This is a genomic window from Labilibaculum sp. K2S (assembly GCF_030372765.1).
Lineage (GTDB): Bacteria > Bacteroidota > Bacteroidia > Bacteroidales > Marinifilaceae > Labilibaculum.
Map to the genome: position 1 here is coordinate 164,682 of NZ_JAUCMW010000005.1, position 12,561 is coordinate 177,242.

9 protein-coding genes are annotated in these 12,561 nt (G+C 38.2%); 8 read left to right on the top strand and 1 reads right to left on the bottom strand.

Annotated elements, in window-relative coordinates; translation table 11 throughout:
* Positions 1–5: 5 nt before the first annotated feature.
* A complete protein-coding gene (locus QUH73_RS09045) occupies positions 6–965 on the top strand; it encodes a mechanosensitive ion channel family protein (RefSeq protein WP_289530118.1) in 960 nt (319 codons plus the stop codon).
* A 95-nt stretch (positions 966–1,060) separates the two neighbouring features.
* On the opposite strand, the gene QUH73_RS09050 is transcribed toward QUH73_RS09045, so the two are convergent.
* Positions 1,061–1,948, bottom strand: a complete 888-nt coding sequence (locus tag QUH73_RS09050; RefSeq protein WP_289530119.1) for a mechanosensitive ion channel family protein — start codon at positions 1,946–1,948, stop codon at positions 1,061–1,063.
* 73 nt (positions 1,949–2,021) lie between these two features.
* Between QUH73_RS09050 and corA the strand changes: the two genes are divergently transcribed.
* From corA to QUH73_RS09085, 7 genes are all read left to right on the top strand, one after another.
* Complete coding sequence (gene corA / locus QUH73_RS09055; protein ID WP_289530120.1) at positions 2,022–3,092, top strand: magnesium/cobalt transporter CorA; 1,071 nt, start codon at positions 2,022–2,024, stop codon at positions 3,090–3,092.
* Between the two features lie 128 nt (positions 3,093–3,220).
* Positions 3,221–4,120 carry a restriction endonuclease gene (locus QUH73_RS09060; protein WP_289530121.1) on the top strand — a complete coding sequence of 300 codons (900 nt, stop codon included), beginning with the start codon at positions 3,221–3,223 and terminating at the stop codon, positions 4,118–4,120.
* A gap of 356 nt (positions 4,121–4,476) precedes the next feature.
* A complete protein-coding gene (locus tag QUH73_RS09065) occupies positions 4,477–5,049 on the top strand; it encodes a helix-turn-helix transcriptional regulator (RefSeq protein ID WP_289530122.1) in 573 nt (190 codons plus the stop codon).
* 94 nt (positions 5,050–5,143) lie between these two features.
* The gene (locus tag QUH73_RS09070; protein ID WP_289530123.1) at positions 5,144–5,512 is read left to right on the top strand and encodes an HYC_CC_PP family protein; all 369 of its coding nucleotides are present in this window, start codon (positions 5,144–5,146) and stop codon (positions 5,510–5,512) included.
* Positions 5,513–5,614: 102 nt separating this feature from the next.
* Positions 5,615–9,421, top strand: a complete 3,807-nt coding sequence (locus QUH73_RS09075) for an efflux RND transporter permease subunit (protein ID WP_289530124.1) — start codon at positions 5,615–5,617, stop codon at positions 9,419–9,421.
* 4 nt (positions 9,422–9,425) lie between these two features.
* Positions 9,426–10,658, top strand: a complete 1,233-nt coding sequence (locus QUH73_RS09080) for a TolC family protein (RefSeq protein ID WP_289530125.1) — start codon at positions 9,426–9,428, stop codon at positions 10,656–10,658.
* Positions 10,659–10,755: 97 nt separating this feature from the next.
* A complete protein-coding gene (locus QUH73_RS09085) occupies positions 10,756–12,561 on the top strand; it encodes an efflux RND transporter periplasmic adaptor subunit (RefSeq protein ID WP_289530126.1) in 1,806 nt (601 codons plus the stop codon).

Here is a 12,561-nt window from a genome sequence, read left to right on the forward strand (position 1 = left end):
ATAAAATGAAGAAAATTATAAGCATACTTCTCGTTACCGGGATCTTTTTTATAGGCACTCAAACCTTACTGTCGCAAAATCAGATTGTTGATTCTATTGCAAAAACAGAGCTGGTCAAAGGAGATTCTGTTGTTTCATCAACCGATAGTGTTATCAAATCAATTGGGGCTAAATTTGATGCTCCTGATGTTTCCAATATCATTTCTTTTTCGAAGATATTTTGGGCCTTTGTTTTTATTGCCATCGGATATTTTATGGTTCGTTTTCTGACCCGAACCATCGAGATTTGGTCTGAAAAAAGTCCGGATAGAAGAGTAAAAGGAAAAGCCATTGTGCCGGTAGTGAAAATTATTTGCTGGATGGTAATTGCTTACTTCATTGTAAAAGGAATATTTAATCCACCAGTGGAATCCTTAATTGCTTTTGGTGCATCGGTGGGTGTTGCCGTAGGTTTTGCCGCTCAGGATATTTTAAAAAATATATTCGGTGGTTTTGTGATCATTATCGACCGGCCGTTTAAAATTGGTGATAAAATTGAAGTAGGAAGTACCTATGGTGAGGTTCTGGATATGTCTCTTCGATCTACCCGGGTACAAACTGCTGATGATTCAATTGTTACCCTGCCCAACGGCGAACTGATGAATCAGTCCATCTCCAATTCGAATTCGGGCGAAACCAACTGTCAGGTAGTTGCCGAAATTTATCTGCCAATTACCATCGATACACATCAGGTTCGAAAAATAGCCATGGAAGTAGCCAAGCTTTCAAGTTATGTGTATTTGGCCAAGCCAATCGCTGTTGTTTTTGTGAACGATATTAAGTACGATAAGCTTTGTTACAAAATGCGGTTAAAAGCTTATGTGATGGACATTCGGTTTGAGTTTGCCTTCAAAAGTGAGTTGACCGAAAATGTAATCAAGGAATTGCTGAGTTGTGAGATTCTTAGCTCGGCGAATTCCATTTAATTGGTGAAAAGGGAACAAGAATCAAGCAGCGCGAAAACCGCATTTCATGCTGTTTCTCTGCACTTGATTCTTCCTGCTAAAAAATAAAATAGAATTTAAATTTGAGTGATTTTTAACGGTTTATCTTGTCGAAGATAAACGGTTTGATGGGGGAATGGAATTTCAATACCGTCTTTGTCAAATTGTTCTTTAATCGATTTTAGTAAATCGCATTTCATTACAAAAGCTTTGCCCGAGTCTTCGGCCCAAACATATGCTCTTAGCGTAACGCTCGAATCTCCCAGATTAATTACCCGAACGCCTACTTTATCTTTATTTTCATTTTTTTCTGCCTCAGTTCTGTTGTCATAAAAATTGGGGTGATTTAAAGCCTGATTTTGTATGATTTCAATTGCTTTGTCGATGCTGGAAGAGTAACTGATTCCTATTTCTAAGAATGTGCATATTTTTGGATCTGTAATAGACGAATTTAAAATGGTTTCTGAGCTAATAACCGAGTTGGGAATAATTACTCTTCTGTTTTCAGGATTATTAATTACGGTATGGCGCAACGTAATATCTTCAACAGTACCGTGGTGTAATTCGCCTATTTTAATAAAATCGCCAACACGAAAGGGTTTAAAAATGACAATAAAGATACCACTGATAATATTTGAAAAAGCCTGCTGAGATGCAAAACCAAGAATCGCAGCTAAAATGCCGGCACTGGCCATTAGACTTACACCAACACTTTTTAATTCAGGTATCGAATAAAAAATGATGATGATCATGATGATGAAAATCAGGAAGCTAACAGCATTTTTCAGAAAACTGTAATTGGTTGGGTCAACATTTAATAGATCCGAAGCTTTTTTCAGCATGCGATTCATGAAGAAATGAAGTAATTTTGAGATAATTAGCCCTGTAATGATAGTTGTGAGTATGAATAGGACTTTGTATCCAATCCCAAGGTTTTTTAATAAAGCTTCCAATGTTTCTATCATTGTGGTAAAATATTGTTTAATTAGTAATTGAATTGTTTAATTTAAAGATACAATTAATCATATCTATTTAGTCATGACAAAGAAAAAAACAAGTCGGATTTCTGAAAAAACAGGAATGGCTCCAGGAACTCTGCTGCATATTGGCCCCCGTGAACTTGAGCATGCTTCGGTTCAACTGAGGCAGTATAATTTGGAAGAAATTAAATTGACCGAATATACAACTGATTTGGATCAGATTAAATATGATTTTAAAGAGGAAGATTTGGTTTCCTGGATTCATTTTTCAGGGATTGATATTCCGGCTTATGAGAATTTAGGCAGGCAGCTTAACATTCATAATCTGACTTTGGAAGATGCACTTAATTCGCATTTGAGACCTAAATTTGAGGACCTGGATCACTATAGTTTTCTATCCTTAAAATTGATGATTCCAAAAATAGGAGAATATAGGTTTCAGTCTGTACCTGTTCATCTTATTTTAGGGGAAAATTATGTGATCTCATTTATGGATACCAACTATGCAGTATTGGATTCCTTATTTAGCCGTCTGGAAAATAGTACACGAAGAATACGATCGAAAGGAGTCGATTATTTGTTTTTTGCTGTAGCAGATACAATTGTGGATAACTATTTTCATGTCATTGAAAATTGGAACGATCAGCTGACAGAATTGGAAGAATTCATCGAGAATGAAGATTCGGGTTTCATTCCGCGTAAAATTCAGGATTTTAAGAAGCAAATAATGAAAGCCCGGGGAAGTATTCTACCATTAAAAGAGGCTTACGATCTTTTAATTCAAAGTGAATCAGTTTTATTTGTAGATGAGAATGTGAAGTTTTTCCGGGATACGCAGGATCACATTTTATTTGTTATCGATCAATTGGATTACCTGCGCGATTATCTCTCAAATATTCGGGATACACACCAATCGGAACAGAACAACCAACTAAATAATACCATGAAGTTTCTGACTTTAATAGCAACTATTTTTATTCCACTTACTTTTTTGGCCGGTATTTATGGTATGAATTTTAAGTACATGCCCGAACTGGATTGGAAATACGGCTACTTCGGCATACTTGTTATCATGATTTTGGTAGCCGCAGGAATGATATGGTACTTCCGGAAAAAGAAATGGTTGTAATAACAAAAGGAACTGAATCCGGAAACTTTAAATTCTATAAATTGATCAACCTTACAGTGCAGCAATGTGATTCATTATTTTTTAGCTTTACCTTTCCCATTGTGAAATAAATAAATTGAAAGACCAATATGACCAATTCAAAACAGATCGAGAGTATCGAAAATACAGACAGTAAGGAACCAGATTCCTTCCATAGTGAATTTATTTTTGTGAAAAAGGCTTCGGGTGATGAGGAGCCTTTTGCAATTGATAAGTTAGAGCGTTCGCTGCAAAATGCCGGCGCAAGTACCGTTGCAATAGAAAAAATCCTTGTGGATATTGAAGATTGGATTTTTAATGGCGTAACTACCAAACAAATCTATTCCCGGGCCTTTTCAATTTTGCGTCGCGAAAAAAACACTTCGGCCATGCGTTACCGCTTAAAGAAAGCAATCATGGAGCTTGGCCCAACAGGATATCCTTTTGAGCAATTTATCGGACAATTGTTCAAAAAACAGGAATTTGATATTGAAGTGGGAGTTGTTGTAGAGGGTGTTTGTGTGACTCACGAAATGGATGTAATTGCCACCCGCAATAAGGAGCAACACTTGGTTGAATGCAAATATCATAAAGATCAGGGAAAACATGTTAGCGTACAAGTGCCTTTGTATGTGCGTTCGCGTGTAAACGATATTATCGAAAAAAGAAAGGATATGCCCGAATACAAAGGTCTTTCCTTTACAGGATGGGTAGTTACGAATACCCGTTTTTCACCCGATTCGGTACAGTACGGCACTCGTAGTGGTTTGCATTTGTTAGGATGGGATTATCCTCAAAGCAGAGGTCTGAAAGAGATCATTGAAGAACTTCGTCTTTATCCTGTAACCATACTAAGTAATCTTACAAAAACAGAAAAGCAGGATTTAATGGATCAAAACATTCTTACTTGTTTGCAGCTAAAAGAAAACGTTCATTTGTTGGATCCATTTGCCTTAAGCGAAAAGAGGAAAAAATTATTGAAAGGTGAACTTACTCATATTTGCGGATAGGATTTCAGATTAATTTCTTCTGAAATAGCTGCTCTTTATACACAAATATCCGCTTCACAACGAAAGAGTTTGTTTGTAAATATAAACACCCCTCTGTTCTTGGAACATCTCCCCATGAAAAAGGGAGAAACACCTTAAATAAATGAATCCTTCCTTTTTAAGGGAAGGTGCCGACAGGCGAAAGGGTGCTGATTCTTGAAATTCTCTTTTTATACATCTTGTTGCTATAGACCAATAAGATGTATAAAGAGTAGTTGAAATAAAAGAGGGTGTCTGAAGAGTTCAATTTTCCTTTCTTCTTTTAGATGCCTTCTTAATAGTTTTTCTTATTTTGCTTTTCGGATTAAAACAATAAAATGGAACAAAACCGCATTCATATTAAGAACATGGTATGTCCAAGATGCATAGCCGCAGTGGAGATTGTTCTTAAGAAGTTAAAGCTTAATTTTCTTGAAATAGACTTGGGGACAGTGATTTTGGATCGATTGTTAACGGAGTATGAAACGCAAAAGTTGAAAATTGAACTGGAAGAAATAGGTTTTGAACTTTTAAACGACAAGAAATCGCAATTGATTGAGCAGGTTAAAAGTGAAATTATCAAAATTGTTCATTATCAGGAGCAAGCCATTCAGTCTGGAAATTTAACCGATCATTTGCAGAAGACTCTCGGGCATAGTTATGCTTCGCTTAGCAAGCTTTTCTCCGAATTGGAAGGAACAACAATCGAAAAGTACCTGATTCTTCAAAAAATAGAGAAAGCAAAAGAATTACTTTTTTACGAGGAATTGAGTATCAGCGAAATCGCTTATCAGTTGAATTACAGTTCCAGTCAACATTTTTCCAGACAATTCAAATCGATTACCGGCTTAACACCTACCGAATTTGGTAAAAATAAAAAAGCAGGAAGACGCCCGATAAATGAGATATAAAACTCTTTTATTTCTAAATTGTGCACATCTTTTAATAAATTGTACACAACTTTTGTGTAAATAGGAGTTACATTTGTTAGATAAATCATCTGCAATGCTCAGAAAATTCAGTCATTTACTATTAGCCTTGGTTGTATTTGTTGTTACAACAGGTATAACTGTCTCCACACATTATTGTGGTGGTAATGTAAAAGATGTGTCTTTTTTATCTGCACCACAAGCCTGTTGCGAAATTCCACAAGGGTGTTGCCACGATGAAGTTTTTACCATGAAAATAAAAGATGATTTTTCAATATCATCTTATTCTTTTGATTTCGAGCAATTGGAAATAGTATTGCCGGTTTTAATTGAATTAATTAAGGTTGAAACACCTCTTAATGTCAGGAAGAATTTCGTAGAATATATTGTTCCTCCGCCCAAAATCCAAACTGTACTTTCCCGTTTTCAGAATTATAGATTATGATTTGTAACTTATCTTTATAAGATGCGTTGAAATTACTATGCCTTCTAATTTCTTGCGTTTCAGTAATTTTAAAAGTTTAAGATAAATCATAATATACTAATTATGCTTAATAAAATCATTCGCTTTTTCCTTGAGAACAGACTGATTACTTTTTTGGTGCTGATTGTCATGATCAGCTGGGGGATTATTAATTCTCCTTTTGGTTGGGATACCGGCATTTTGCCAAGCGATCCTGTACCTGTTGATGCAATTCCTGATATTGGAGAAAATCAACAAATTGTATATACGGAATGGCCGGGTCGGTCTCCCCAGGATATTGAAGATCAGATTTCGTATCCGTTAACAACATCCCTTTTGGGGATACCAGGTGTAAAAACCATTCGCAGCAATTCCATTTTTGGTGTTTCAAGTATCTATATTATTTTCGATGAGGATATAGAGTTTTATTGGAGCCGTACTCGGATTCTTGAGAAATTAAACTCTCTTCCTTCCGGAACCCTTCCCGAGGATGTTACTCCTGCTTTAGGACCCGATGCAACAGCTCTTGGGCAGATTTACTGGTACACCTTAGAGGGAAGAGACAAAGATGGAAACCCGGCAGGAGGTTGGGATCCTCACGAATTAAGAACCATTCAGGATTTTTACGTCCGCTATTCATTAACTTCGGCCAAAGGAGTGGCAGAGGTCGCTTCCATTGGAGGTTTTGTAAAGGAGTATCAGATTGATGTTGATCCGGATGCAATGAAGGCGAATGGTGTAAATATTAGTCAGATAATGGCTGCCGTTAAAAACAGCAATCTGGATATTGGAGCCCGAACCATTGAGTTCAATAAAGTAGAATACTTAATAAGAGCTTTAGGCTATATCAAAAGTCTGGAAGACATTGAAAAAAGTGTTGTTGCTGTTCGAAATAATATTCCCATCCGGATAAGTGATGTTGCGAAGGTGAATTTTGGTCCGGCAACCCGCCGCGGAGGGTTGGATAAAGGCGGAGCAGAAGCTGTTGGAGGTGTTGTGGTAGCACGCTACGGAGCTAATCCTTTGCATACAATCGAAAATTTAAAAGATAAAATTGCGGAAATAGAACCAGGTTTGCCCTCAAAAACATTGGCGGATGGCACGCTGTCTAAAGTAACAATCGTTCCTTTTTACGATCGAACAGGATTGATCAAAGAAACCCTTGGAACATTAGAGGAAGCAATTTCTTTGGAACTTTTGATCAGTATTTTAGTGATTATCGTGTTGGTGTTGAATCTCAGGGCTTCTTTCTTAATATCAAGTTTGCTGCCACTTGGAGTATTGATCACCTTTATTGCCATGCGTCAGTTTGGAGTCGATGCGAATATTGTTGCTCTGTCGGGTATTGCAATTGCCATTGGAGTTATGGTTGATGTGGGGATAGTTTTCACCGAAAACATCATCAGGCATGCCGAGGCAGTTGAAAATGTGGGAGCCAAAGGGAAAAAACTTTTGGAAATTGTTTATACCGCTACAACTGAGGTTGCAGGGGCAGTTGTAACAGCTTTGGCCACTACCATCATCAGTTTTTTACCCGTGTTTGCCATGGAGGCGGCCGAAGGAAAACTATTTAAACCACTTGCCTATACCAAAACCTTTACCATGTTGGCAGCCTTGCTGATTGGTTTAATCATTATTCCAACATTGGCTCATCTGGTATTTTCAATTCGTTTTGACAAAAACAAATATTCTAAAATTTGGAACAGCCTGATTGTTGTGGCAGGTATTGTTTTGTCGATTGTTTCAGGGAATTATGTAGCAATGGCTTTGGTTGCATATGGCTTAAATGGTTTTTTTGCCGATAAATGGAAGGAGACCAAAAAATCATGGGTGAATTTAATAAATATTGCCATCACAATTGTGGTAGTCGTATTTTTCCTAACCAAGGCATGGTTGCCTTTGGGAGCAGAGAACAGCTTGTTTGCAAACTTCTTGTTCGTAATTGCAATTGTAAGTGTAGTTTTAGGAGCATTGTCATCAGTCGTGTTTTTTTATGCGAAAATTCTGAAATGGTGTTTAGACAACAAATGGAAATTTTTATCTGTTCCCATCCTGTTTGTGGTATTTGGAATTTCAGTATGGCAGGGATTTGACAAATTGTTTGGTTTTATGCCTGATTTTGTTCAAAATACCGGTGTTTATAAAAAATTGGATGCGGCCATTCCGGGAATTGGTAAGGAATTTATGCCTTCGCTTGATGAGGGATCATTCTTGTTTATGCCAACAACAATGCCACATTCCGGAATACAGGAGAACCTTGACGTAATTGCCATTCTGGATAAGAAGATGAATTCGATTCCTGAGGTGGAAAGTGTAGTTGGAAAATGGGGACGTGTAAATTCGGCCCTCGATCCGGCACCCACTTCGATGTTCGAAAATTTGATTAATTACAAGTCGGAGTACATGTTGGATGAATCCGGACACAGAATGCGGTTTAAAGTAAACAGGAAAGACGCGTTTGTGTTGAAGGATGGTTCCACATACAATCCCCGGGAAGAGGGGTTTCGTTTAATCGATAAAGAAAATCTGATAGAAGACAATCGTGGTGATTATTTCCGTCAATGGCGCAAAGAAATAAAATCGCCAAATGATATTTGGGATCAAATCATCAGTCAAGCATCAATTCCAGGTTTAACCTCAGCCCCAAAATTGCAGCCAATTCAAACACGTTTGGTGATGTTGCAAACCGGAATGAGGGCACCCATGGGAATCAAAGTTTTTGGTCCCGATCTGGAGTCAATAGAGAAGGTTGGATACGAGATTGAAACACATCTGAAGCAGGTGAAAGGGGTACAGGCCATGTCTGTCTTTGCCGATCGGGTGGTCGGGAAACCTTATCTGGAGCTTGAAATTGACCGGGATGCGATTTCACGATACGGCATTTCTGTTAAAGATTTGCAATCGGTAATAAGCAGTGCCATTGGAGGAATGAAATTGACAACAACGGTGGAAGGAAGAGAACGATTTCCTGTTCGCTTGCGGTATGCACGGGAACTTCGTGACAATCCTGAAGATCTAAAGAAGATATTAATTCCGGCATCGAATGGAGCTCAAATTCCATTAGGCGATTTGGTAAGCATCAATTACATCCGTGGCCCTCAACTGATAAAAAGTGAAAACACTTTTTTGGTAGGATATGTAATTTTTGATAAAAAGGAAGGGTTTGCAGAGGTGGATGTGGTTGAGAATGCACAGGCTTACCTAAAAGAAAAGATATCTGAAGGAGAATTTAATTTGCCTGCAGGCGTCAGCTATGTTTTTACCGGAAACTATGAGAATCAGATTCGCGCAACGAAACGATTGATGATTGTTGTGCCAATTTCATTACTGATCATTTTTCTGATTCTTTATTTCCAGTTTAAATCTGTTGTATCAACAGCGTTCATATTTACCGGGATAATTGTAGCCTTGTCAGGCGGATTTATTATGCTTTGGCTGTATGGTCAGCCCTGGTTCCTGAACGGAGAGTTAGGCGGCATTTATCTAAGAGATTTGTTTCAGGTTCACACCATAAATCTGAGTGTGGCAGTTTGGGTAGGATTTATTGCTCTGTTTGGTGTCGCCACAGATGATGGTGTTTTGATTAGTACTTACATCAAACAACTGCAGGAAAAAAAGAGTCCTAAAACAGCGAAAGAGGTTCGTGCTTTGGTTTTGGAGGCGGGTTCAAAACGGGTTCGTCCTGCAGTTATGACAACAGCAACAACCATTATTGCCCTGATTCCAATTTTAACATCAACAGGAAAAGGTTCCGATATTATGGTGCCGATGGCAATTCCACTGTTCGGAGGAATGACCATTGAGGTGCTGACAATGTTCGTTGTTCCGGTTCTGTACAGCATGTGGCAGGAAGCTAAAGTTACAAAGGAGTTAAAAAAAGTAAAGGAATAGAATCATGAGAAAAATAAATAGAATTATCACAGTCCTGTTTCTTTTGACATCTTCTGTTGCTTTTGGTCAGCAGGAACTGTCAGCTTACCTGAAAGTGGGAGCAGAAAATAATCCGGGACTGCAAGCCCGGTTCAAGGAGTATATGGCAGCACTTGAGGTTGCCCCTCAGGTGAAAGCACTGCCGGATCCTCAGTTGGCATTCGCATATTTTATAGAACCGGTTGAAACAAGAATGGGCCCTCAGGAATTTAAATTCTCGGTGTCGCAGATGTTTCCCTGGTTTGGGACTCTTAAAGCAAAAGAAAATATAGCAATTCAGAATGCCAAGGCCAAGTATGAGGTTTTTCTGGATACCAAATCAAAATTATTCAGTGATATCAGTGCAAACTATTACAACATTTATTTTAATAAGAAGGCCATTGCAATAACCAATCAGAACCTTGAAATTCTGAGTGTATTTAAAAATTTGGCAGCTATAAAGGTAGAGGCTGGTTTGGTTTCAGCTGTTGATGAGTACCGTATTGAGATGGAAATTGGTGATTTGCAAAATCAATTGGCTCTGTTAACCGATAAGCAGAAAGCATTGGAAGTTGCATTTAACAAACTGCTGAATGCTGAACGATCAAGCGCGGTAAATACTCCGGATGTTCTGTGGGAAGACGATATTCGTTTTGCAAAAGAGGCCTTGTTGGATTCTGTGAGAAGCAACAATCACAAGTTGCTGGGAATAGCGCTTCAGCAGGAGTCGTTGAAATACCGAAAGGTACTGGCAAACAAACAGGGCAAGCCCGATTTTAATTTAGGATTTGAGTATACAATTGTTGGGAAGGGAGATCAGAATCTGGCAGGAAAAGATGCCTTTGTTTTTCCTAAAATTGGAATCACAATTCCTCTTTACCGGAACAAATACAAAGCAATGATTAATGAAGTTGTTTTGCTCGAAACCGCGAAAGAGATGGACAAAGCCAATACACAAAACATGTTGGAATCTATATTCGAAAATTCATGGAAAGATTACAAAGACGGACACAGAAGAATTGCTTTGTACATCTCTCAATTAGAATTGGCCAATAAATCGTTAAATCTGTTGGAAACCGATTATGCAACAGGGAATAAGAATTTTGAGGAGATTTTAAGAATGGAAAGAAAGGTTCTGAAATACAACCTGGAATTGGAAAAAGCCAGAGCAGATAAACAAGCGGCAATTGCATTCATCAACTACCTAATGGGTAAATAAACAGTTCTGTTATGAAACGAGCCATAAGAAAAGTACTCATAAAGTAGAATAACTATTTGGCGAGTTCCATGTGCAAATGAAAATAAATTATAAGCATATGAAAAAAATAATCAATAATATAAAAGAGAATTACAAATTGGTAATTGCAGTTTTGGTAATTGGAGTTTTTCTCGGCCTGATATTTTCCGGATCGTCTGATAAAACAGTTGCAGGCACCAATGCTGTTGAAGGGCACGAAGGGCACAATCATGAATCTGAGGATCCAACTATCTGGACTTGTTCCATGCATCCGCAAATAAAACAGGATAAGCCGGGAAAATGTCCGATATGTGCAATGGATTTAATTCCGCTCATGAATAGGCAATCTGCAGGAGATGATGTCAATCCGAACGAAATTGTGATGACAGAGTCTGCTGCAAAATTGGCGGCCATTCAAACCATGAAAGTTCAATTGGGAGTTCCCGAAAAATCAGTTCGTTTGCAGGGGAAAATCCATGCAGATGAAAGAAATATATCGGAATTAACGGCTCGGTTTGGAGGTAGAATAGAGAAGTTATTTGTCAACTTCACAGGACAAACAGTTCGTAAAGGCGACAAGCTGGCTACCATTTATTCTCCCGATTTGGTAACCGCGCAACGTGAATTACTGGAGGCAATTAGTTTTAAATCATCGCGTCCGTCCTTATATCAGGCATCTAAAGGGAAATTGAAATTATGGGATCTTACCGATAAGCAAATTGAGGAGATTGAAACAAAAGGAGAACCTATGCTTTATTTTAACGTGTTGTCTCCAATTTCGGGAACAGTTACTATGCGGAATGTTGCCGTTGGCGAATATATAAAGGAAGGAGCCAAATTATTTGAAGTGGTTGATTTGTCGAGACTTTGGGTGATGCTGGATGCGTATGAAAGTGATTTGCCCTGGATAAAAGTGAACGATAAGCTTGAGTTTACAGTGCAGGCGATGCCAGGTAAGAATTATGAAGCTAAGGTGATTTTTATCGATCCGTTTATTGACGGCAATACCAGGGTAGCAAAAGTGAGAGCCGAGGTTTTAAATAAAAAGCAGCAGCTTAAACCGGAGATGTTTGTGAATGGGATTGTGAAATCTAAAATTGAGAAAGGATTGAATAAAATACTGATTCCGAAATCAGCAGTACTTTGGACAGGAAAAAGATCTGTTGTTTATGTAAAAGTACCGAATCGGGAAACACCGTCATTTTTGTATCGGGAAATTGTTTTGGGACCCGAAGCAGGCGCATTCTTTGTTGTGAGCGAGGGGTTGAAAGAGAATGAAGAAATTGCCATCAACGGAGTCTTTAAAATTGATGCTGCAGCTCAGCTAATCGGACTTCCAAGTATGATGAATCCTGATGGAGCAAAAGTCTCAACGGGTCATAATCATGGAGATATTGGTGTAGGTAATTCTATGCAAAAAATGGAAGGCACTGTGGTGGATGAAAAATTCAAAAAGCAATTAACTGGTTTTTATAACGAATATTTGCTGCTCACAAAAGCTTTTGTTACCTCCAATCCATCTTTGGTTAAACCTGCTGCAGAATCCTTATTGTCAAAGCTGAGTGCTATTGACATGAGCTTGCTAAAAGGTGATGCACATATGGAGTGGATGGCCAATTTAAATGTACTTGAGACCAAGTTGAAAGCGATTGCTGATAGTGAAGATATTGGTAAGCAAAGAACTGCTTTTGCCCCTTTTAACCAGGCATTGTATAAAAGTATAAAATTGTTTGGTTTGGATAAGGTAACAACCTACTATCAATTCTGCCCAATGGCTGCTGATGATAAAGGAGCTTACTGGTTCAGTAATTCTGAGGAAATTCAAAACCCGTATTTTGGAGGAGAAATGCTTGGGTGTGGAGAAGTGAAGGAAACAATTAAGTAA